Raw genomic sequence first — 21,411 nt, forward strand, 5'->3', positions numbered from 1 at the left:
GCCTTATAGGCGGTTCAGGCGGCTTTATGCTCAACGAAAAGACTGGTTCCATGATCATTCGTTTTCTTGGCACTCCCCTCCTGTTGTTCTGCTTTAGTATGTCTGGAGCGTTCGCTGAAACAAAGACTCTGACTACCGAAGGCACATACATAATGGGAGATGGGGAGACACCTGATTTTGCAGAGACCAGGGCGCTCCAGAAAGCGAAGCAGGCAGCGTTGGAGGAGGCGGGCACGTACGTGCAGAGTTATACCAAAGTGCAGAACCTTGATTTGACGACTGAGGAAATCCAGACCGTCACTGGCGGGTTGCTCCAGGTGGAGGTTCTGGAGAAAACTCGAAGTCTTGTCGACGATGGACTCCGTTTCCATACGAAGATCAAGGCGAGGGTCACCACAGACAAGATGGAGGAGCTGGCACAGCGCATCAAGGGGAACAATGTGGTGGCGGAGTACACTCAGCTCCAGGCTGAATATACGAGGCTGAGCCGCGAGCTGGAGGGCTGGAAACAACGTGCAGCGAAGGCTCCGCAAGGGCCAGCGCGTGACGCAATGTTGAGTCAAATTCGTGATGAAGCGAAAGTATTTGCCCGAGTCCAGCAGCGAGAGGCGGATCTCTTGAAGCGCTTGGTTTCCGGCGAGCAGTTGGTCGAATCAGTCAGCCGCGACAAGGACATCATCGACGACTTACTGAAGACTATTGAAGATCGCGGACTTCTTGTGAAAGTCGGAGACATCAAAGCAGTGGCGGTTTCCGGACAAAAAGATGTCGTAGCCGTCAAGGTGCCGATTAGCATTCAAGTATCTGAGACGCTCTACGAGACAGTGTTTCACGTAGCACAGAAGTTAGAGGGCACCGTGCGTTTTGATGTGAGGGTGTGGTTTCCGCACGGCCCCAGTGATCAACAATCATTGCGCATCGGCGAGCGCATGAGTTCTGAGGCAACCGTAACTTTGGTGCGATTGGGTAGGTATCTAGAAACCGCCCAATCTTTTCAAGACAAGGTTGCGAATCTTGCTTTTCTGGTGACATTTGAGGGGACTAGAGTCCCTACAGAAGAAATGGTGCCTCGACGAGGCACGGAGCCATTTCAATGCTATTTGGGTGGAAAGGCTACTTGGGAAGGTCGAGATTCATTTCAGAGCTTTCTGTATGGGTATTTCGACGACGATTGGTTCCCACTGAGACGGATATTCCCGGTTGGCGAGGTCTTTGGCGAACCACCGCTATACAAATATCCTAGGATTGACAATGGTTGGTATGACAAGGCCCGTGCATGCAAAGAAGCAAGAGTAATGGGCGTGTCATGCAGATTCTGGCAGGAACCTCCGGTTGTGAAGCAAGGCATGCCAGATGTTCCGGGCCGGGATGGGTACGTGGCTATCGTTCGAGACGAAACCAACTTCGTTGCGACGATGCAGCTTCATCAAGACTTCGTCAAGGAGATGACCGGGATCAGTGTTCGGGTCGTTTCAGATGAGTACCTGCCTCGTAACTCGCCTCATTGCGGCATCGCACAGTAATTGTGCTTCTAGGCTTGATCGGAGAATCTCATGAAACAAAGGTTGGCAGTAGGGTTGTTCTTGGGGATTCTTATGCTGGTATGTCCGGTTTTGGCGGAGATGGATGGCAATACATGGCTGAAACAATCCGAGGAATTCAAACGAGGGTATGCCGCAGGTCACTTGGAAGCGGAAACAGTCTGGGGAACGTCTCTTCTTGCTGGTGGGGCCCTTTCTGAAGAAAGGGCCCGTACTCTTGAAGTAATCAGTTCAGTGACACGCTATATCGCAGTGTGCGTTCGAAAAAGCAACGTCACCTCCGACCAGCTCAAGGCATTGACGGATGACTATCTTCGTCAACACCCTACCAAAGCAAAGGAACTCCTCTTCATTACCATGGGGAATGCACTCGGTCAGGTCTGCCCGCGATAATACGATAACCTCTCTGGTCTGGCATGGCTATTGACCTATTTTGTTTGATAGCTAGAACCTCAGCGATTGGACAGCTCCGCCTGACACATTGGCTGCTCGCTACATCGTGCTCACGCGGAGGATGGTTGCTCTGGGGCCAAATCTTGGCAACCATCATACTAAAGCCTTCGGTGCAGGGTTGTTTGAATTGTTAGAGACAAAGGGGTCAGACCCTTTGTTCCTCTCGGGACGAACAAAACACCGCATGACTACGCAACCACAGACTGGCGCACATCCGGGACCGATCAGCACTCAGACTGAGCGCGTCCTTCGTGACTTCGTGCGCGATGCGGTATCGCATCTCTCCGAGGCACTGAAGGATTCGGCACCAGAATTTGAGGATGGCGCCCGATGGGAGCGTGGGACCGATGGCCACTTCCGCGAGCGAAAAAAGCGTTTGCGGACGTTGTGGCCGATGCTAAGTGACGAGTGGCTCCGCTCGCTGCCTGGTTATCAAACGTGCGTTGAGTGCCTGAAATCCGATGTGGTTGTCGGGCCGCATCTGGATCGTTTGGTAGGCACCAGCATGTCATCCTCCCGCCTTGAGGCAAACAACATCCTGAAGTCCCTCATGTATGCGGCCCTCGACGACGAAGGACGTCTTGCGTTCACCGACGAGCGATTCCATGGTAAGTGGCGGGAATTGGCAAGCTTTTTTGGAGCAAGTCAGATTGCTTCCAAGATGGTTGCGCCGCTTCCACGTCTAGTTATCCCGGCGTTTCCACTCCGGCTGAACAACGAGCTAGTCCTCGACCGCCTAACTGACGATGAGGTGACTCGCTGTTATCAGGTTGGTGTGATTCGGCCTGATTCGCTGCGGTCTCCGCTTATCTACGGCGATGTCGCCGTGGGAATTCGGAGGACAACGTTCTTGCCTAAACTGATTCGGCGAGATGACGAACCACATAAGCCGCCAGAGGCGGTGGATGAGGGTAGCTTCGGCAATCGTCCTCTTTTTCGAGACGATCTCGTAATAGATGATGTTCTTTCGGCATTGCGACTCCTTAAGCACACCCAGATTCGTGCCGCAGGTTGCGCGAGTTGGACCGATTCCCATTGGTTGAAAGACGGAACATCATTTCGAGTGCTCGGGCAGTGGCCGTACTGGGGAAAGTTCGAGTTATCGGAAGGTGAAGTCCCGCAGTTTCTCGAACTGTGGCGTCTGCTAGAGGAAGGAGCTAAGCGGTTCGGCTTCAGTATTCACCGCTTCAACCTAGCCTTCGACCGCGGCCTCCTTGCCGACCGGATCGTCGATTTCGTTATTGCAGCGGAGTCGCTGTTCTTGGGTGATCTCAACATACAGGACCGTGGGGAGTTGCGTTTCCGCTTCGCGCTACGCGCTGCCAAATTCATAGAACACCCGAACTACGGTGAGCATGACGTCTTTCGCATAATGCGCCAAGCCTATGACGCCAGGAGCTCGATCGTGCACGGTGGTTCGCCGAAGGAGACCCGCCTGCCCGACAACCAGTCCACCAAGTTGTCGACCTTCATTGACGCCATTGAAGAGCTTGTGCGGATCGGGCTGCGCAAGGCGCTTTCGATGAAGGAAGACGGGAAGAAGATGCGCCAAGCCGAGTATTGGGACACGCTCGTGTTCTCGAATCCCAACCCGTAAATGAGCACCATGGCGGTAAATAGATAAAGGTTCCGGTAAAAAGATAGGTTTGAATTGGAAAAAGGTAAAGGTTCCAAAAGATAAAGGTTCCAGGAACCATTTGAGTCGGCCTAACAACCAGTTCCGGCGGTCCGTTGCGCGCCCCGCCGCTGAACAGAAGTTAGTGGCCAAGCGAGTTGAGGCACTATGACGGAGAAAGATCTTGAACGCCGACTGTGCGTAATGCTCTGAGCTGGAATGACACTCGTGGATATGCCTGCACAATTCTCCATTCATAATTCCACTTCCGACGCGAAGAATTTGTTCGATCTAATCGGTCACAAGACTTATGAGGTAATCGAAGACGACAGCCGATGGAACCTACATCCAAAGTTCATGCTTGAAATCATTGGCGGGATGACGCCCGATATCGTACTTCGATCCAAAGCTTCCAACGAAAATCGAATCTATATTGAAGTCAAGAAGACGCAACCATCGCTGCCCCCATAGATCACGATGCCTGGACGTACTTCCTAGAGATGTATTCTGATGTGTATTCCGCTGAATCCGGCCACCGATTCCGAGCGAATCCGGCCACCCCTCGGAGCCCCGCGACGCAGGGCCTCAGTGGTCTGTCTTCAGTGGCCGACTTCCGTCCGATTTTGCCAGCCGTTTGCGCATCGATTCTCCTTTGAGCGTGATCTTATAGGCGTTGTGCACGAGCCGGTCAAGAATGGCATCGGCCAGCGTCGGCTCCCCGATCGCCGTATGCCAGTGATCGATCGGGAGTTGACTGGCCACGAGGGTGGCCCGCCGCCCGTGGCGATCATCAAGGAGTTCCAACAGATCGCGGCGCTGTTCGTCAGTTAAGGGAGCCAGCCCCCAATCATCGAGGACCACGAGGTCCGTCTTCGCGAGACTCCGGAGCAGGCGCCCATAGCGGCCATCGCCTTTGGCCACCGCCAGCTCCCGGAAGAACCGCGGCAGTCGCAAATACAAGGCGGAGCAGCCCAGCCGGCAAGCCATCTGGGCCAACGCACAGGCCAGATACGTCTTGCCCGCGCCGGTGGGCCCCACAATCAACACATTGTCATGCTGACGAATCCACTGCCCCGTAGCCAGGGACGCGATGACGCTTTTCTCCAGCCCCCGCGGATGGCGATAATCGAGATCTTCCAAGGTGGCACTGCCGGGGAACCGGGCCTGGGCCAGCCGCCGCGCCAACCGGTGATTGTCCCGGACCGTGCACTCGCGATCGACGAGCAGCCCCAGTCGTTCCTCGAAGCTGAGCCGCTGCACCTCAGGCATCTCCAGTTGTTCCGCCAAAGCGGTGGCCATGCCGGTGAGCTTCATCGCCTCCAGCGCCGTGAGTGTGGGATGACGTAACATCAGAACCCTCCTTCCTGTTGATAATAGGTGGTGCCGCGCAGATGGTCGTGCGCATGCGGGAGTGGGACCGTCGGAACCGGCTCGGGGAGCGGCTGCTGGTCGAGGCCGGTCTGTAAAATGGACTGCACGCTCTTATAGGTGAACGCCTCCAGCACCTGCGCCCGCCGACAGGCGGCCTCCAACCGCGCTGCGCTGTACGTCCGCTCCAGGCGGAGAATCCCCAGACAGGAGCGATAGCCTTGTTCGGGATGCGGCCGCCGCGCCAGGAGTTCGGCCACGACGGTGCCGGTCGCGGGCCCGACGGTCTCCGCCCACTGGATCAGCCGGGAGGGCGACCACGCCAGATAGCGTTGGTGCGCCGAGGGGAGATGCGCGGTGACCGTGGTGTGGCGGCCGCGCTCGGCACTCCGCATATGGCTGGCCACCCGCTGCCCCTTGTAGAAACACTCGATGGTGGCCGCCGTGAGCCGGACATCCAGGGCCTGATGGACCAAGGCGGAGGGGACGCTGTAGTAGTGGCCCTCGACCTCAAGATGCGAATCGATATTCACTCGGGCGATCCGCCACTCGGCATAGACGTAGGGCTCGGTCGGCAGCGGCTGCAAGGCCGGCCGATCCACGGCCTCGAACTGGGACTGCCGACAGCCAGGGAGCTTTTTGAAGGGCCGGCGATTCAGCCGGTCCAAACAGGCGGCGATGGCCGTATTGAGCTCCGCCAGACTGAAGAAGGGGTGATGCCGCAGGCAGGCCAGGATCCAGCGTTCGACGAGCAGCACGCCCGCTTCGACCTTGGCCTTGTCCCGCGGTTTGCGCACCCGCGCCGGGATTACCGCGACGCCGTAGTGCCGGGCCAGATCGGCGTAGGTGGGGTTCAGCTCCGGTTCATACCGGCAGGCCTTGGTGACGCCGCTGCGTAAATTATCGGGCACGAGGATTTCCGGCACACCGCCCAAGAAGGCGAAGGCCCGGACATGCGAGCCGGTCCAATCGGGGAGCGTTTGGGTCCAGGTCGCCTCGGCATAGGTGTAGCTCGATGCACCAAGAACCGCGACAAAGATCTGGGCCTGTCGAATCGTCCCGGTCTGCCGATCCTGGACCGGCACGGTCTGGCCGGCATAATCGACGAAGAGTTTCTCGCCCGCCCGATGCTCCTGCCGCAGACACCGATCCAGGGTGGCGCGCCAGGCCCCGTAGAGATCACAAAAGCGGCTGTACTGATAGCCGTCGGGGTGCTGCGCTTTGTATTCCTGCCACAGCAGCGCCAGGGTCACGCCCTTGCGCGTCAATTCCTGATGCACCGTGGCCCAGTCCGGCATGGCCCGCGGCGGGCTGGTCGGCGAGGGGGCCGCCGGATACAGCCGGGTTTCCAGCTGCGCGTCATCCAGCTCTTCCGGCAACGGCCAGGACAGCCCAGCCGCCGTGGCGCGATAGAGCGTTTCCGCCACCGTGCTGCGCGCCACCCCACAACTGGCCGCGACTTGTCGGTTGCTGAGCCCGCAAGCCCATTTGAGTCGCAATAGGTCTTTGATTTTTCGCATGGTCACTCGCTCCGCTGGCATCAGTCCCTCCCCCCTAGTAAATGGAGGGGACACGATACCCAGGTTGAGGAGGACCTGTGTCGCGGGCGGCTCCGACAGGAGCCCGTGGCGGATCGCCGGCTTATTCCGAGGGATGTCGGCCACCGATTCCGAGGAGACTCGAAACAGTGGCCGACTTCCGGTCGGAATCAGTGGCCGCGTTCCGTCGGAATGGGTGGCCGACTTGCGTCGGAATCAGTGGCCGGCTTGGGTCGGAATACGCATTCTGAGCTGGCTTCGTGTTTTGAAGTGACTTTAGGGGAATTGCATCTATCGGAACAGGTCGTCTAACAAACGCAAAGAGCCGCCCGCCAACGTGCTTTATCCATGGCGGTTCCCTCGTGCGATCATCGGTGGCGGCTCATGCGCTCGTTGGGCGCGATCTCTTTGGTGGTCAATTCGAAAACAGACGTAGACCACACAGATGCTGGCGCCCGGACGAACCTCCCTACTAGGTTGAAACTTCACAATAATCTTGGTTCGACGCCAACGCCATTACGCCGGGGAGGCAACCGGACGGTGACATATCGGCTTAGGTTTCCGTTCCGTTCAACACACGAGATCACGAACTTTGCTAGTTCCATCGCGCTTAGCCCGTCTGGAATCCAGGCATTCCTGGAGCCACACCTGCCGTACGTAGTTCTGAACCTAGAGGGTTTCGAGTCTGAATCAGCCGCTGCCGAGGCGCTCCCATTCGCGTGGGGCGCTGTAATGCTCGCGTCAGTTCTTTCGGGCTGGGGCTTCAAGGCCGAAACTACTTTGGACAGGGTGACATACGCAGACGATCCGGAGCGCGCCGCACAGAAGCTCCACGAGAACTTCGGCCTTCCGATTTCGGGCCCCGTTCACGGGCTGGTTAACGGGAACCTGCCAGCGGCGGTTCCGGTCGACAAGAATATTCGCTATGTAACCGCCGGAGACGTTACCGTTCACCAGTCGATTCCCGCAAGCAGGATTGCGCCCTACTTGGAGCGTGCCCTGTCCCACCGCGACGTAGGCCGTGTTTTTGAGGACAAGAGGCTTAAGCTCGCACTGGAACTCTGGTCAGACTACCATAGAGAACATAGCCTTCAAGCGAAGTTTCTCACCCTCGTGATGGTCCTAGAGGTCTTGGCGCCGCCAACCACCAAGCACGGTGTCGCTCAAGCCATAATTGACCGTTGGGATACGGAACTGACCTCGGAGCTTCGGCACTACGCCGAGGACTCGGAAGAGTGCGAAGCCATCGAATCGCTGCGCAGAGAGGTCTTATTCCGCAAGGAGCGATCTATTAGAAGCCGTATTCGCCAGCATATTCTTGAGATCGTGGGTGCTGTCAGCTGTGACGACGCTCATCCGACCGCTCAAATGGCTGTGCGCGCCTATGACTTGCGGGGAAGTCTTCTCCACACTGGTACCCTTGCTCCAACGGAGCTCAGTGATGGTCATGGCGCTGCCCTCAAGGCGTTGCGCACCGTTCTGCTCGCCAGTTTCGGTGTATCGGAACGATGGGTTGGAAAATAAATTAGGGTCATTGATCTTGCACCTCGGTGAAACGGCGGAAGGAATTGGAAGTTATTGTCCTGTTTCGTTAACGGAAGCAATAGCATCGTTGCCTATGGCTCTTCCTTTCCCCATCATCGCAAATCTCCGCTTAAGGCGCTCTATCGCGCGGTAGCCGGGGGAGGGAACTCGTATTCACATGACCGATTCTCGGATCACGAAAAGTTCATGGACTATTGGTTTCGTCACAAAGTGACGGTGGCAGTCTACGTGCCGGATCGAGAGCAGGCGGCCGGGATGGCGGGCGCGTTTTATCTCAAGCCGAACTGACCTGGGCGGGCAAAGCATGTGGCGAATGCGGGCTTCAGCGTCGCGACGGAGTGACGGAACAGAGGTTCTGCTGGCTCTTGGGTACAATGATGCTGGATTACGCCAAGCAACTCGGCTATCGAAGCGTGATCTTCAACCTGGTCTTCTCGGAAAATCTCATCGCGCAACTTATCAACAAGTTCGTGAAGAGGTGGAACGCCTCGGAGCGCATCCTCGATGCGCTGCTCAGGGCACAGGCCCAGGTCGCTGAACGCATGGGAACCCAAGCGCCAGCCGTCGCGAGGCTTGAGCGCGCATTGGCAACGGGCAGGCATTCTCCGTCTGTGGCAACGCTCCGCAAGTACGTCAAGGCTTGCGGCAAACGCCTGGTGTTGAGAGTCGCATGAGGGACTAACCCGCGGACTGTTAGGGTGGTTGCGGAGTTCTTAAGTGTGAAAGCTAGAACTTAATCTGACAGTCAGCTAGAGTCCTCCCTCTTCACGAAAGTGGCCGGGGTACGTGCCGGGGACTTGACCAGGATACGGGTATGACATATGGTCATACCTGGAGGTGTTACATGCCTAGAGCAAAAGTTGCGATATCTCTCGATGAGGCTACCTTGGAACGCCTCGATAAGCTGGTGGAGAAAGCTGCCTTTCCCAGCCGGAGTCAGGCAATTCAGGAAGCCGTGGAGGAAAAACTCACACGTATGGAGCAAAGCCGCTTGGCCAGGGAGTGTGCGAAGCTCGATCCGACATTCGAAAAAGCCCTCGCCGAGGAAGGCCTGTCTGAGGATGTTTTGGAATGGCCCGAATACTGAGGGGAGAGATTTATTGGGCGGATCTCAACCCGATCCGTGGCAAGGAGCAAGCGGGGCGGCGACCAGTGCTGATTCTCAGTCACGATGTGTTCAATGAACGCTCCGGCACGGTGATTGCGGTAGCGCTCACGAGCCAACCTCAACGAGCCGGTTTCCCGCTCACTCTTGAACTTCAGTCGAAGGGCTTGCCGAAGAAGTCATGGGTTAAGATCAGCCAGATTCGCACACTGGCGGTTGAAAGGATCGGCCAGCGACTCGGAAAGGTGCGCGTTGAGGAACTGGCTCAGGTCGTCGACGGCCTGAATGAAATCATCGGCGCGTAACACCGCGCTTCAGCCGACGCCGCAGAAAATGTACCGAAAGTCTTTTCTCCGGCACCGTCTCGTGATCCCGACTGGCCGCTGTCATCTCTGCGGCCACAAGGCCTAGTCCCCGTGAGCCCGACCTTTCCCATTCACGCGGCACTCCAAGACGGCTCGCCGGTCACGCTGGTGCTCGCAGATCAGCGGGACATTGAGCCGCTCAAGGCGCTGTATCGCGTGATCGTCGAAGAGGGCACGTCTTACCCACACGACCGGTTTCCGGATCATGGCGAGTTCCTAGACTATTGGTTTCGCGGCAAGCAGACCGTCGTCGCCTCTGTGCCGGATCGGAACCGGGCTGCCGGGATGGCGGGTGCATTCTATCTGAAGCCGAATTGGCCGGGGCGGGCCGGACATGTGGCCAACGCCGGTTTCATCGTGGCGCCGGAATGGCGCAGCAAGGGCCTGGGCCGGCTCTTGGGTACAACCATGCTGGATTACGCGAGGCAGCTCGGCTATCGGAGCGTGATCTTCAATCTCGTTTTTTCGGAGAATGTCGTCGCTCGTCGACTATGGGAGCAGCTCGGCTTCAGACCGATCGGTGTCATTCCCGGCGCAGTGCGGAAGAACGATACAACCTATCAGAATGCGATCATCATGTTTCGGTCGCTGGTCGAGGAGTAAGGTTATCGCGAAGGCAAACTGCCCCCTGCACGTGCCGAGCTGGCGATTGCCGGGAGAATTCACTTGGCCAGATGCCGCCGCACCAAGGCGTCGACCGATGCGAAGTGCCGGTCGGGCAGGTTCTTGAAGCGCCGTCTGCATTCTGCGATGGCTTCGTCGGCCGACTTGAACGGATCGATGACCGATACGAGATGGCCGTAGTAGTCCATCAGCTTCAATTCGACTGTGCGCAGATGGCTGGCATCGCCGGCGATGGCCAGCGCCGCTTTGGCGTGATCGCCGTTGCATTCGACGAGGGCCTGGAAGCAGAGGCCCTTGAGCCGCTGCGTGACCGTGCTGCGGTCCCATCCCAGCGCCTTGGCCGTCGCCTGCATGTCGAATTCATGTTGCCGCAGGCAATCCAACACGGCGGCGTCGCCGGCCGGTTCGGGCAGTAACGGAGAGGCCTTGGGCCGGTCGCCCGCCGTGAGGCGGTCTCCGGTCAGCCGCAAGGCCTCCTTGCCGAGCAGCAGAGTCTCGTTCAGCGCGACGGCCTGTTCCAAACACTGCCGCAGCTCCCGCACGTTCCCTTTCCACTCCTGCGCCTCTAAGAACTGCATGGCATCGTTCGACAGCTTCGGCGCCGGCCTTCCCATCTCGGCGGCGATGTCGGCCAGGAACCGTTCCACAAGGACCGGGATGTCGCCGGTGCGCTCGCGCAGCGGCGGCAGCCGGAAGACCAGGCCGGACAAGCGGAAGTACAGGTCCTCGCGGAACCAGCCTTCGGAGACGCCCCGTTGCAGATCGCGATTCGTGGCGGCGACGATGCGCACGTCCACGGTGGTGGGAACGGTCGCGCCGACCCGATAGAACGATTTTTCCTGCAGCACCCGCAGCAGCTTGCTCTGATGATCCAATCGCAGGTCTCCGATCTCGTCCAGAAAGATCGTGCCATGATTGGCGAGCTCAAAGTAGCCTCGGCGGTCGGCCGTCGCTCCGGTGAAGCTGCCCTTCGTATGGCCGAACAATTCGCTCTCAAATAATTCGGGAGAGACGGCGGCCATATTCACGGCAATAAACGTCTTTCCCGATCGGGGACTCAGCCGGTGCACCGCGCGGGCGAACAGCTCCTTTCCGGTGCCCGGTTCGCCGAGCAACAGCACGGTGAGCGGAGCGCGGGCGCCTTTCTTCATGTCGCGGTACAGCCGCAAGAGGCCGGTGTCCTGCGTGACGATGCCGAGCTGCCGGCATTCGTCCTGTAGCCGGTCGAGCTCGATGTCGTTCAGTCTTGCAGGTTCGATAACCGCGGCTCGCAGACTCTGTAATTGGCGTTCCAGCTCCGTCAACCGGCCGCGCGCCTCTTCCTCTTGTGCCTGCACGTCGGTCAGTTGTCGGCGCAGCGCGTCCGCGGTCTTCATCAACTCGTCCTGTTCCTCGGCGGACTGGGCCGCGGCGGCACGCGCGGCCTGGAGATCCTCCTGCAACGTATCGGCGCGCGTCTCGCGGAGCACCAAGGCTTCGCGGACGGCGGCCGCTTCCTGTTGGAGACGGAGCATGTCCTGCTCCATCAGACGCACGCGTTCATGGCTCGTGAGTTGATTCCACAGAGCTGTGCCGAGCATCACCACGAGTGCGGCTGACAGGGGGACGGCGAGCGGCAGCACGAGATGCGCGGCGGCCAGTACGCCCAATGCGAGGCTGCCATAGGCCAAGAGGCCGGCCATTGCAATGAACCATCCGAGCGGTCCGCGCGCGAGAAGTAATGTCCAAGCGATCAATCCCGTGAAGGCGAAGGAGATGAGGGCACGGCTGACCATCCCAAGTGAGCAGACGCGACTATCGGTGAGCAGCATGTTGAGGAGGTGCAGATGCACGGTGAGAGGCGCCGCCGCTTGCCCGGCCGGCAGGAGCGCCGGCATCGCGACAGGCGGTTGGGGAACGATGACGACGATCTTATCTTTGAACCACTCGGTGAGCCGCTCGCCGTCGTGCGCCTCAACGGCGGCCCACACGGAGGAGAGAGGCAAGGGAGACAGGGCCTGCAACGATCCATCGCCGGCATAATCGACGAGCACGGTATCCGGTGTCGCCGGCGGCGCGCCGGACCGGCGGGCGAGCCGGTACAGCGCAAGCCCGAACGGAGGAACAGCCGCCAATCCGTTTTCTTCCGCCGGCACCGCTCGCACGACGTGATCGGCATCCGTGCTGATTCTCAAGTGGCCGAGCTGGACCGCCTCCGACAGGAGCGGCTGGTCGGCGGTACTCTGCGTGAGGACCAGAGCGGGCTGGTTCTTGATGGTCTCGATGAACAGCGCGTCGCTGGCCGCCCCGCCCGATTGAGCCGGGCTGGCGTGATCCAGCCGATGGTCGAGGCCAATGACCGCCGCTCCGGCTTCATCGATCGCCGTGATCAAGCGGGCCAGCAGGGCCCGGTCCAAAGCTTCCACGCCGAACAGTTCGTCGCTCGCTGGATCACGCGCCATGATCACGAGAGAGGAACTGACGGGGCGAGGCGCGCGATGAGTGAGCCAGAAATCGTACGCGGCATGGTCGAGCGCCGTGAACGTCACCGGCGCCCATGTCCACAGTGCGGCGGCGAGCGTCACGGCGAGCAGCGCCATCGCTGAAGCCTGGAGCCAGGAGGAACCGAGGAAACGTCGCCAAATCTGTGACGGTGTCAAAGGGCTCATGTGCAGGATCGTGGCCTATGGCGTCGCCATCTCATCGAGGATCGGTTTCACGTCTTGCTTGGGGAGTCCCTTCAGGAGGTCTTTGGCTTTGTGGAGATTGCGAGGGACGCCGAGCCCTTTGCCGTAGATTCGCGCCAGCGTTTTCTTTGCGGGCATGAAGCCGTCCGTCGCAGTCGTTTCCAGACATCTGAGGATGCGGCGATCGAACGGCACGAGGCCATAGTCGCCGCCGCTTTCATACAGCCGCGCCAAGCGCTCGTGCGCCGGTTCGCTCAACGCGTAGGCTTCACTGAGCAAGCGGCCGAGGCCATGGATCCATCGGCTTTCTTTCAACAGCACGGTTTCCAGCGGCTCATCGGCACGGTGTCGGATAGCGTCTTCATCATCGCCCGCGATGGCTTCGCGGTAACGTTGAAACGCCTCACGGGCTTGGATCGCGCGCCGGTCCCGCTGGTCGGAGCTGAGGGCCTTCCGACGCAATTGCGACAGGGCCTCCGCAGCGCGCGCTTCACCTAATGCCGCCGCTTTCGTCCACCAGGCAATCGCCTTGACGAGATCCTTCTCCACGCCCCGGCCTTGTCGATAGGCTTGTCCGATGAAGAACTGCGCCTGCGCCACTCCGCCCTCGGCGGCTTCCTCCATCAGGCGCGCCGCTTCCTGGTGTTGGGCCGTCACCTGTAAGACCAAAGCCAAGCGGTAGCGGGCGTCCGGGAACGAGGACTGCAGTGCCAGTGCGCGCCGGTAGGCTTCGACGGCGGCTTTGGGATTGCCGAGAGAGTATTGCACCGTTCCCAAATTGTAGTGTGCTTGGGCCAGTTCAGGATCCAACCGCACCGCCTCCTTCAAGGCGGCGGCGGCATGGCGCCAATCCTGCTTGGTCATCAAGATGACCCCCAGTTGGACGTGGCCCTTCGCCGATTCAGGGGCCAACCGGAGCGCGGCGCGGCATTCGTCCAGTGCGGCGTCGACATCTCCGATTTGAAAGAGCACCTGCGCCAGTTTCAGGCGATCGTCCGCGCGGTCCGGCGACGTTCTCACTGCGCCGCGGAGCTCGCCGAGGAGCATCACGGGATCAACTTGTTCCTCGGGCAAGAAGTCCGGCAGGACCTGTTCTCGGACGTGCGGCGCCGGTATCTCGGTCTCTGGTTCGTCACGAGGGGCCGGCGGTTCTTCTTGCGCGGTAAGGTACGGCGGGAAGGCGGGCGCCGAGAAGATCGCGAAAGCCAGAGATAGGACCATCAGCGGGCGCCGCATGCCCATTCCTGCCCCCATTGAAGAAAACCGGCGGAATTATACCACCCGGATGGAGAAGGGGATGGGTGGATGGACGGTCAGCGCACCTGTTGAAGGGCCAGCGCGAGCCGGTCGATCTGCTCGCGGAGCGGCGTCCCGGACAGCCGCACCGGCTCGTGCGGCACCCGCCAGACCGGTTCCAGCGGTGCCGGATCGTCGGCGAGCCGGGGGATCAGGTGCCAATGGATGTGGGGGAGCTGATTGCCCAGCAGTTCGTAATTGATTTTCTTCGCCTGAAAGATTTCGGAAAGGGTTTTGGCCACCCGGTTGACTTCTTCTATCAGCTGAAACCGTTCAGTCGGCGCGAGCTGGAACAGCTCCGCCGCGTGGCGCTGGAGCACCACGACGGTCCAGCCGGGAAAAAATTGATCGTCGTGCAGGTAGACCTTGGAGAGCCCTAGGTCGGCGACGAAATGATCTGCTCGCGGCCACGTGCCTCGGCAGGCTTTGCAGGCGGGATCCGTCACGGCTGATTCGCCTTGCGCCATTCCTCTTCGGTCAAGACGCCCTTCTTGATGAGCAGCTGAATCAGCTTGTCGATCTGGCTCCGTGTCGCCGTGGTAGAGGGACTGGGCGGGGGCGGTGGGGCGGGAGCCGCGTCGGCGTGCCGCGGCTCGGCCGGCGGCTGCCGTTTCAGTCCATAGACTTTGAAGGCCGGCGTGAAGACGGCCAGATAATCCTTGTTCCTGATCCGCACGCTGGCGGGCCGGCTCTCCGTCTGCGGCGGCAGATCCGGTCCGTTGCCGGCAGGAACGCGGAAAAACGCCTTCCCGTCGTCGGTCTCACCGTCCTGTCCCAGCACTTCGAAACGGGTGAGAAGGGATTCGCTCTTCAGCGACTCGCGCTCCTCCCCGGCCAGATTCGTAATCTTGTCCAACACGACGACGATGGAGTCGCCCACGATGGTATCCGGCGAGACGTTGCGCACGGAGATGTCATAGCGGTATTCGCTGGTGAAGTTGTCGCGCCCTTTGAGGGTCACGATCGGCTGGACTTTTCCGGTGAGATCCGTCAGGTGGTCCAGCGAGCCGGCCAAGAGGACGGCCGGCGCGGAGACGGCGATCACGGCGATGAGGCCGCTGATTCTGATCAAGGCCATCATAGAATCATGAGCAGAGGAATCACCTCAACGAGACGCAGCATAGCAAAGTCGGGGGCATTCGGCGAGCACGCGATGCCTCGTCGCCTTGACACTTCGTTTCGCGCAACGATATTCTGCGCGCCGATCTGAGTCACGCAGTAATCTCCCGGTGATGCCTGCTATGCCTGCGCACCGTCCATCGGCGCCGCTTCTCATCCCCCGCCCGCTCGTCAGCGCCCTGATGAAATTGTACGACTATCCGCATCCCACGCGCCCGGGACGAACGATCCGCGGCTATGATCGGCCGCATGCGGTGCGGACGGCCCGGATGTGCGCCGCCGTGGCGGCCCGGTTGGGCCACCCGGATGACCGCGTGCGGGCCTATCAGATCGCCTGTCTTCTGCATGACCTGGGCCGTGCCGGCTTGGACCGGCAACTCTTCGGAATGATTTGGTCCTGGGCCAAGCAGCGGGGTATCCCGACGAGACCGCGTGAATGGCGGGCCATTCATCCCGAGACCGCCTACGGTCGGGAGACCGAAGCCTTCGTCTCGTTGTATCGCCGCGATTTGATCGCCGCCGGCGTGCCGATGGACCGCTGGGCCGTCGAGCAGATCGAAATGCGGCTCGGCTATGCGCGCCGTCTCGCGCGTCGATTGCGCGCCGTCAAACCGGCAGTGGCGAAACTCCGCGTCCGATGGCGGCCCTGGATGCAGCGGGTCATGCTTTATTACTATTATCCGGAACGGCTCGCCGCCGCGACGCCCTGGGTGAAGCAACTGGCGGAGATCCTCGTCGCCTGCGAGCAGTTTGAAGCCTACAGCAACCAGCAACGCGGCCGGGATTATTATGTGCGGAAGAAGGAGACGCTGTCCGACGCCTTCGCCTACCTCGATAAGCTGCAGCAGGACGGCATCCTGAGCATCGAGGTCATGAATGCCTTGCGGGGGCTCGCTGGCGAAGGGGCGTTCGACTCCATCCTGGAAGAAGCACGGGGCGGTCCGTTGAGCCGGACGGAGCGCCGCTTTTTGCGAAGTCTTGTCGGTGGGAGGGCCTGATGCCGGTGCAGACGGTTCCGCTCTCGGTCCGCATGGCGGGTGGCACGGACATCGACAACATTACGAAATCGGTCGCTGACGCCGTCGCTCAATCCGGGCTCCAGGCCGGCCTCGTGACCGTTTTCGTAAAACATACCACGGCTTCGATCATGATCATCGAAGATGAGCCGGGCATTCGCGCCGACACGAAGACATTTTGGGATCGCATCGTGCCGCCTGATCCGCGGTGGCAGCACAATACGAGAAACCCCGGCGAGGACAACGGCCACAGCCACCTGCGCGGGCAGTTGCAAGGGCCTTCCGTGACGATTCCCTTTTCCGGCGGCGCACTGCTGTTGGGCACCTGGCAGCAGATCGTGCTGGTCGATTTCGATACCCGCTCGCGGACTCGTGAACTCATCGTGCAGGTCCTGGGTGAGTAACCACGTGAGGCTCGCGGTTCTGTTTCTCCTCGCCGCAGTCCTGTCGTCTCCCGTCGCCGCATTGGAATGGGGAAAACCCTTCGGCGCCGCGTATGACGGCCCCGAAGGCAAGCCGCGGCCCGTGACGCCGCCGCCCGCCGAGCTCAGCGCGGATGAACGGGCGACGATCGTCGTCTTCGAACGGGCGACCAAGTCCGTCGTCTTTATCGCCAATACGGCCATTCAGCGGGACATCTGGTCGCTCAACGTCATGGAGGTGCCGCAGGGATCCGGTTCCGGCTTCGTGTGGAACAAGCAGGGCCACATCGTCACCAATTTCCACGTCATCTATGGCGCCGACGCGATCAAGGTGACCCTCGCCGACCGCAGCGAACACCAGGCCCGGCTCGTCGGCGCCGATCCGGACCACGACCTCGCGGTGCTGCAAATCCAAGTGCCGGAATCGCAGCTGGAGCCCTTGGCGATCGGGTCATCGAATGATTTGCGGGTGGGGCAGAAAGTGTTGGCCATCGGCAATCCGTTCGGGCTCGACCATTCGTTGACGACCGGCGTGGTGAGCGCGTTGGGGCGAACGATCAAATCCATGTCGAACCGGACGATCGAAGGCGTGATTCAAACAGACGCCGCCATCAATCCGGGGAATTCGGGCGGGCCGTTGCTCGACAGCAGCGGCCGGCTGATCGGCGTCAATACGCAGATCGTGAGCCCCAGCGGAGCCTATGCCGGCATCGGCTTCGCCGTGCCGGTGGACACGGTCAATCGGATCGTGCCCGAGCTGATCAAATATGGAAAGTTAATCAGGCCCGGCTTGGGCGTGTCGCTGGTTCCCGACTCGATGGCCCGGCGGTGGGGCATCAAGGGTCTCATCATCGGCAAGGTCGCGCGGGGCGGCAGCGCCGATCGGGCCGGCTTGCGCGGCGCCCGGGAGACGGCCACCGGCCGCATCGAGCTGGGAGACATCATCCTCGCCGTGGACGGGAAGGCGGTCGACACGGTGGATGAATTGATGGACATCATGGAAAAACATCGCGTCGGCGATCGGGTCACCGTGGAGGTCCTGCGAAACAACAAACGGCAGACAATCGAGGTGGTGCTCCAAGCGGTCAATTGAGTCCCTCCACGGCTTCTGTCGGCCGCAGCCCCGGGCAGAGCGGAAAGACTCTGTGCTAAGATGCCTGAGTTGTTCAACCCTCCGTCGTGCCGCACGGCCAGAAGGACAAGCCATGAGCGATCATCGCCGCGCCGACAGCAGCCCCCCGAACCAGCCTAACGGCCCAGAGGCCGCGAAGCGTGACGGCCAAACCGGCACCGATCCGCTGGAACTCATCGAGCAATGTCTGGCGGCGTTTGCCGACGACGATCCCCGCCGCAAGATCGTCTATAAGCTTCGCCATGCCGTGATGCTGACCGCGGCGGCCTCGCAGCAGCGTGAGGCGGAATTCAAGAAGATGGGCGACGTCGTGGCGAAGCTCACCGCGCCGGCCAATCGGATCGGCACATTGCTGGATATCCCGGGCGAGGGGCTCGCGCGTATTGTGGTCGGCGGGGCGGAGTACTACGCCAACGTCGATCCGCGCGTGCCCGCGGCCGACTTGAAAATCGGCACGCAGGTCCTCGTGAACGAGGCCTACGCGGTCATCAAGACGTTGGGCTACGACCTCAATGGACCGATCCTCAAAGTCGCCGAAGCGCTGCCGGACGGGCGCTTGCGGTTCGAGCAGGAAATGGGCCGGCAATCCTTGATCCTCCAGCGCTCGAGCGATTTGGCAGGGATGGAATTGAAAGCCGGTGACGAAGTCCGCATCGATCCCAGCCATCGGATCGCCATCGAAAAATTGCAAGACCGCAAGGCGAGCAAGCATGTGCTCGACGAAGTGCCGAAGGTCACGTGGGAGCAGATCGGCGGGCAAGGCCAGGCCATCGCCGCAATCCGCAAGGCGATCGAATATCCGCTGCTCCATAGCGAGACGTTTCAACAGTTCAAATTTTCCCAACCCAAGGGCTTCCTGCTCTACGGTCCGCCCGGGTGCGGCAAGACGTTGATCGGCCAGGCCGCCGCCGGCAGCCTGTCGAAATTGGTCAGCGAGTCCAAGCAGGACGGCCAATCCGGGCCGGCCGGGCGTCCACCGGTGACGAGCGGCGCGTTTCTCCATGTGAAAGGCCCGGAGATTTTGAACATGTGGCTGGGCGAATCCGAGCGGATGGTCCGTGACCTCTTCGCGCAGGCCCGGTCCCGACGAAAAGAGGGAGCGCTGCCGTTCATCTTCATCGATGAAGCCGAGTCGATCCTGGGGACGCGCCGCGCCATGCGGTCGTTCAATATTTCCAACACACTCGTCCCGATGTTTTGCAGCGAGATGGACGGCATCGAATCGCTGCGCGATGTGGTCATTATCCTAGCCTCGAATCGCCCCGACTTAATCGACCCCGCCGTGCTCCGGCCCGGCCGCATCGATCGCAAGATCAAAGTCAGCCGTCCCGATCGGGCGGCGGCGGCCGAGATTGTACGGGTGTATCTGAATGAGGAGTTGCCGCTCAATACGGAGATGGTGGCCGAATGTGACGGGGACAAGACCGCGGCGTTTTCTTTTCTAGTCGAACAAGTAGTGAATGCGATCTTTGCCCGCACGGATGAAAACCGTCTGCTGTCGATCCGGCTCCGCAGCGGCCAAAGCAAGGTGCTGTACCGGGGCGATCTGGTCAGCGGAGCCATTCTCTCCTCCATCGTTCAGCGGGCGAAAGAGAAGGCGATCGACCGGACGATCCAATCCGGGACGCCGGCCGGATTGTCGGCCAAGGACCTGTTGGATGCGGTCTCGGAAGAGTTTCGCGAGGGTGAAATGCTGCCGCCGGACGATGCGGCGGAAGAGTGGCTGAAGCTCCTGGATCACCATCCCGAACAGGTCGTCGGTATATCCTCGTTCCGCCGCGGTCGCCAGACCGAAGAGCGGCTGGTGAACCCGATCATCTAGCAAACTTATGCGCCTCTTTGGGATTGAAACCGAGTACGGCATCACGCGGGACGATCTGAGCGAGGTCGATCCGGTGGTGGAGTCCATGGAACTGGTGCGGGCTCATCTCACGGCGTCGTTCGAGCGCCGCTGGGACTACGCCGGCGAAGATCCGCACGAGGATGCACGGGGCTTTCGGGTTTCCGGCCTGGCGCAGGATAAGGAGGAGGACGAGTTCGCGAAGGCCGACGCTCATCGGCCCTTTTCATTCCACGAGATGAAAAGCGACTTGGTCCTGCCGAACGGGGCGCGTTTCTACAACGACCACACCCATCCGGAATACTCCACGCCGGAATGCCGGACCCTCCGGGATCTGCTGGCCCACGACCGGGCCGGAGAACGGATCGTCCAGCGGGCGGCGGCGCGCCGCAATCAGCAGCTCGGCGGGCCGCATGTGCAGTTGTACAAGAACAACACGGATTTCCACGGCCACAGCTATGGCTGCCACGACAATTACCTCGTGCGGCGCTCGATTCCGTTCGAGCGGGTGATCGCGGGGCTGCTGCCCTTTCTCGCCAGCCGACAGGTCATCGCCGGGGCCGGCAAGGTCGGCATCGAAGCGCAGGAATCCGGTCATGTGCCGGGCGTCTATCAACTCTCGCAGCGGGCCGATTTTATGGAAACCGAGTTGGGCGTCGATACGATGCACAACCGGCCGATTCTCAACACGCGCGACGAGCCGCATGCCGTTCGGGAGAAGTATCGGCGGCTGCATCTGATCATCGGCGACGCGAATATGTGCGAGTACGCGACGGCGCTGAAGGTGGGAACGACGCAGCTCGTGCTGGACTTGATCGAAGAAGGGGCCGCTCCGCACATCGAGTTGGCCCAGCCGGTTACGGCGGTGAAACAATTGGCCCGCGATATCGACCTGAAGGCATCGGTGCGGCAGCGGAACGGTCCGGCTCTGTCGGCGTTGGATATCCAGGAGCAGTATTTCGAGGCTGCGAGCCGCACGTTGAGGGGACGTGATGCGGACACCCAATGGATTATCCGCGAATGGGGGGAAACGCTGCGGCTTCTCACCGAAGATCGATCGCAGCTCGTCGGCAAGCTCGACTGGGTGACCAAACTCTGGCTGCTGGAGATCTTCATGCGCGAAGAGCGGATCGGCTGGGACGACCCCTGGCTGGCAAGTTTGGACTTGGAATATCACAATGTGAGCGCCGAGCGAGGGCTCTATCTCGGCCTCGAGGCAGAAGGCAAAGTCTGGCGCATGACCACCGAGGCTGATGTGGAGCAGGCTTTGTCCGCCGGACCCCTCGACACGCGCGGTGGCCTTCGCGGGCTCTGCGTGCGGCGGTTTCCCGACCAGATCCAGTCCATGCAATGGGAGCGCATCCAGTTTTCGGGCGGGCTGATGCCTAAGACGTTGGAGATGGGGGATCTGTTTCACCCTGACGATGTGAAGACCTGCGCAGCGATCTTCGAAACGGCGGCGTCGCCGGCGGATGCCCTCGCTGCCTGGAAAAACAGAAAGGATACATGAACATGAGATATACGCTCATGCCCGAGCGCCGCGAAGGGCCGGTCGATCCGATGCCCCAGTCACCGTCGCCGTCGGACGAAGGCGGCGGACCCAGGAGGCCGGAGACCGGGTCGCCGGATAAAGACAATTTGCTGAAGCGGATGCGGAAGGTGGATCCGAAACAAGCTGAGCGGTATCGGCAGAGGACGGGGGAGTAGCGTTACTCGTGAATCGTTCATCGTGAAACGTTGCGAGAGCTTTCGTTTCCCACGTTTAC

At 60.6% G+C, this 21,411-nt stretch carries 20 protein-coding genes; 14 read left to right on the top strand and 6 right to left on the bottom strand.

Going from position 1 to position 21,411, the window contains the following annotated elements; all coding sequences use genetic code 11:
- Positions 1-26: 26 nt before the first annotated feature.
- The 3 genes from NITMOv2_RS03600 to NITMOv2_RS03610 all read left to right on the top strand — a co-directional run bounded on the left by NITMOv2_RS03600 (position 27) and on the right by NITMOv2_RS03610 (position 3,591).
- Positions 27-1,523: an AAA family ATPase gene (locus NITMOv2_RS03600; protein ID WP_053378590.1), complete on the top strand. Its 1,497-nt coding sequence runs from the start codon at positions 27-29 to the stop codon at positions 1,521-1,523.
- 30 nt (positions 1,524-1,553) lie between these two features.
- Entirely contained in the window at positions 1,554-1,934 is a 381-nt protein-coding gene (locus NITMOv2_RS03605) for a hypothetical protein (RefSeq protein ID WP_053378591.1), read from the top strand.
- Between the two features lie 244 nt (positions 1,935-2,178).
- A complete protein-coding gene (locus NITMOv2_RS03610) occupies positions 2,179-3,591 on the top strand; it encodes a HEPN domain-containing protein (protein ID WP_053378592.1) in 1,413 nt (470 codons plus the stop codon).
- Between the two features lie 603 nt (positions 3,592-4,194).
- Here NITMOv2_RS03610 and istB read toward each other — a convergent pair.
- The gene (gene istB / locus NITMOv2_RS03620; RefSeq protein WP_053378012.1) at positions 4,195-4,959 is read right to left on the bottom strand and encodes an IS21-like element helper ATPase IstB; all 765 of its coding nucleotides are present in this window, start codon (positions 4,957-4,959) and stop codon (positions 4,195-4,197) included.
- Positions 4,959-6,497, bottom strand: a complete 1,539-nt coding sequence (istA, locus tag NITMOv2_RS03625; RefSeq protein WP_145976116.1) for an IS21 family transposase — start codon at positions 6,495-6,497, stop codon at positions 4,959-4,961. Before istA ends, istB begins: the two co-directional genes overlap by 1 nt.
- 558 nt (positions 6,498-7,055) lie before the next feature.
- Between istA and NITMOv2_RS03630 the strand changes: the two genes are divergently transcribed.
- The 5 genes from NITMOv2_RS03630 (at position 7,056) to NITMOv2_RS03650 (ending at position 10,133) form a co-directional block, all read left to right on the top strand.
- On the top strand, positions 7,056-8,039 hold the full coding sequence (locus NITMOv2_RS03630; protein ID WP_053378594.1) for a hypothetical protein: 984 nt from the start codon (positions 7,056-7,058) through the stop codon (positions 8,037-8,039).
- 395 nt (positions 8,040-8,434) lie between these two features.
- The gene (locus NITMOv2_RS24180; RefSeq protein ID WP_202967309.1) at positions 8,435-8,734 is read left to right on the top strand and encodes a helix-turn-helix domain-containing protein; all 300 of its coding nucleotides are present in this window, start codon (positions 8,435-8,437) and stop codon (positions 8,732-8,734) included.
- A gap of 170 nt (positions 8,735-8,904) precedes the next feature.
- Positions 8,905-9,147, top strand: a complete 243-nt coding sequence (locus NITMOv2_RS03640; protein WP_053378595.1) for a CopG family ribbon-helix-helix protein — start codon at positions 8,905-8,907, stop codon at positions 9,145-9,147.
- Complete coding sequence (locus NITMOv2_RS03645; protein ID WP_053378596.1) at positions 9,132-9,470, top strand: type II toxin-antitoxin system PemK/MazF family toxin; 339 nt, start codon at positions 9,132-9,134, stop codon at positions 9,468-9,470. Before NITMOv2_RS03640 ends, NITMOv2_RS03645 begins: the two co-directional genes overlap by 16 nt.
- 111 nt (positions 9,471-9,581) lie before the next feature.
- Positions 9,582-10,133: a GNAT family N-acetyltransferase gene (locus NITMOv2_RS03650; protein ID WP_053378597.1), complete on the top strand. Its 552-nt coding sequence runs from the start codon at positions 9,582-9,584 to the stop codon at positions 10,131-10,133.
- 59 nt (positions 10,134-10,192) lie between these two features.
- Here NITMOv2_RS03650 and NITMOv2_RS03655 read toward each other — a convergent pair whose 3' ends face one another.
- The 4 genes from NITMOv2_RS03655 to NITMOv2_RS03670 form a co-directional block, all read right to left on the bottom strand.
- Positions 10,193-12,733: a sigma 54-interacting transcriptional regulator gene (locus tag NITMOv2_RS03655; protein WP_053378598.1), complete on the bottom strand. Its 2,541-nt coding sequence runs from the start codon at positions 12,731-12,733 to the stop codon at positions 10,193-10,195.
- A gap of 84 nt (positions 12,734-12,817) precedes the next feature.
- The gene (locus NITMOv2_RS03660; protein ID WP_053378599.1) at positions 12,818-14,056 is read right to left on the bottom strand and encodes a tetratricopeptide repeat protein; all 1,239 of its coding nucleotides are present in this window, start codon (positions 14,054-14,056) and stop codon (positions 12,818-12,820) included.
- Positions 14,057-14,133: 77 nt separating this feature from the next.
- Positions 14,134-14,562 (bottom strand): HIT family protein, encoded by a 429-nt coding sequence (locus NITMOv2_RS03665; protein WP_187299354.1) that lies wholly within the window; start codon positions 14,560-14,562, stop codon positions 14,134-14,136.
- Positions 14,559-15,197 (bottom strand): hypothetical protein, encoded by a 639-nt coding sequence (locus NITMOv2_RS03670; RefSeq protein ID WP_145976159.1) that lies wholly within the window; start codon positions 15,195-15,197, stop codon positions 14,559-14,561. The genes NITMOv2_RS03665 and NITMOv2_RS03670 overlap by 4 nt, the downstream gene beginning before the upstream one ends.
- A 160-nt stretch (positions 15,198-15,357) precedes the next feature.
- On the opposite strand from NITMOv2_RS03670, the gene NITMOv2_RS03675 reads away from it, so the two are divergent.
- The 6 genes from NITMOv2_RS03675 (at position 15,358) to NITMOv2_RS03700 (ending at position 21,352) form a co-directional block, all read left to right on the top strand.
- The gene (locus NITMOv2_RS03675) at positions 15,358-16,233 is read left to right on the top strand and encodes an HD-GYP domain-containing protein (RefSeq protein ID WP_053378602.1); all 876 of its coding nucleotides are present in this window, start codon (positions 15,358-15,360) and stop codon (positions 16,231-16,233) included.
- Positions 16,233-16,655 carry a secondary thiamine-phosphate synthase enzyme YjbQ gene (locus NITMOv2_RS03680; protein WP_053378603.1) on the top strand — a complete coding sequence of 141 codons (423 nt, stop codon included), beginning with the start codon at positions 16,233-16,235 and terminating at the stop codon, positions 16,653-16,655. Before NITMOv2_RS03675 ends, NITMOv2_RS03680 begins: the two co-directional genes overlap by 1 nt.
- A 4-nt stretch (positions 16,656-16,659) precedes the next feature.
- Complete coding sequence (locus NITMOv2_RS03685) at positions 16,660-17,766, top strand: S1C family serine protease (protein WP_053378604.1); 1,107 nt, start codon at positions 16,660-16,662, stop codon at positions 17,764-17,766.
- A 112-nt stretch (positions 17,767-17,878) separates the two neighbouring features.
- Positions 17,879-19,627, top strand: coding sequence for an AAA family ATPase (locus NITMOv2_RS03690; RefSeq protein WP_053378605.1), 1,749 nt, complete (start codon positions 17,879-17,881; stop codon positions 19,625-19,627).
- Positions 19,628-19,634: 7 nt separating this feature from the next.
- A complete protein-coding gene (locus NITMOv2_RS03695; protein ID WP_053378606.1) occupies positions 19,635-21,155 on the top strand; it encodes a proteasome accessory factor PafA2 family protein in 1,521 nt (506 codons plus the stop codon).
- A gap of 2 nt (positions 21,156-21,157) precedes the next feature.
- Positions 21,158-21,352, top strand: a complete 195-nt coding sequence (locus tag NITMOv2_RS03700; protein WP_053378607.1) for a ubiquitin-like protein UBact — start codon at positions 21,158-21,160, stop codon at positions 21,350-21,352.
- Positions 21,353-21,411 lie beyond the last annotated feature (59 nt).

The organism is Nitrospira moscoviensis, assembly GCF_001273775.1.
Taxonomy (GTDB): Bacteria; Nitrospirota; Nitrospiria; order Nitrospirales; family Nitrospiraceae; genus Nitrospira_D; species Nitrospira_D moscoviensis.

Excerpts from the sequence above, each read along its gene's own strand:
- NITMOv2_RS03645 (WP_053378596.1), top strand. The coding sequence starts at position 9,132 with ATGGCCCGAATACTGAGGGGAGAGATTTATTGGGCGGATCTCAACCCG.
- istA (WP_145976116.1), bottom strand. The coding sequence starts at position 6,497 with ATGCGAAAAATCAAAGACCTATTGCGACTCAAATGGGCTTGCGGGCTC.
- istB (WP_053378012.1), bottom strand. The coding sequence starts at position 4,959 with ATGTTACGTCATCCCACACTCACGGCGCTGGAGGCGATGAAGCTCACC.
- NITMOv2_RS03660 (WP_053378599.1), bottom strand. The coding sequence starts at position 14,056 with ATGCGGCGCCCGCTGATGGTCCTATCTCTGGCTTTCGCGATCTTCTCG.
- NITMOv2_RS03675 (WP_053378602.1), top strand. The coding sequence starts at position 15,358 with ATGCCTGCGCACCGTCCATCGGCGCCGCTTCTCATCCCCCGCCCGCTC.
- NITMOv2_RS03640 (WP_053378595.1), top strand. The coding sequence starts at position 8,905 with ATGCCTAGAGCAAAAGTTGCGATATCTCTCGATGAGGCTACCTTGGAA.
- NITMOv2_RS03690 (WP_053378605.1), top strand. The coding sequence starts at position 17,879 with ATGAGCGATCATCGCCGCGCCGACAGCAGCCCCCCGAACCAGCCTAAC.
- NITMOv2_RS03600 (WP_053378590.1), top strand. The coding sequence starts at position 27 with ATGCTCAACGAAAAGACTGGTTCCATGATCATTCGTTTTCTTGGCACT.
- NITMOv2_RS03680 (WP_053378603.1), top strand. The coding sequence starts at position 16,233 with ATGCCGGTGCAGACGGTTCCGCTCTCGGTCCGCATGGCGGGTGGCACG.
- NITMOv2_RS03605 (WP_053378591.1), top strand. The coding sequence starts at position 1,554 with ATGAAACAAAGGTTGGCAGTAGGGTTGTTCTTGGGGATTCTTATGCTG.
- NITMOv2_RS03695 (WP_053378606.1), top strand. The coding sequence starts at position 19,635 with ATGCGCCTCTTTGGGATTGAAACCGAGTACGGCATCACGCGGGACGAT.
- NITMOv2_RS03655 (WP_053378598.1), bottom strand. The coding sequence starts at position 12,733 with ATGGCGCTGCTCGCCGTGACGCTCGCCGCCGCACTGTGGACATGGGCG.
- NITMOv2_RS03700 (WP_053378607.1), top strand. The coding sequence starts at position 21,158 with ATGAGATATACGCTCATGCCCGAGCGCCGCGAAGGGCCGGTCGATCCG.
- NITMOv2_RS03670 (WP_145976159.1), bottom strand. The coding sequence starts at position 15,197 with ATGATGGCCTTGATCAGAATCAGCGGCCTCATCGCCGTGATCGCCGTC.
- NITMOv2_RS03610 (WP_053378592.1), top strand. The coding sequence starts at position 2,179 with ATGACTACGCAACCACAGACTGGCGCACATCCGGGACCGATCAGCACT.
- NITMOv2_RS24180 (WP_202967309.1), top strand. The coding sequence starts at position 8,435 with ATGATGCTGGATTACGCCAAGCAACTCGGCTATCGAAGCGTGATCTTC.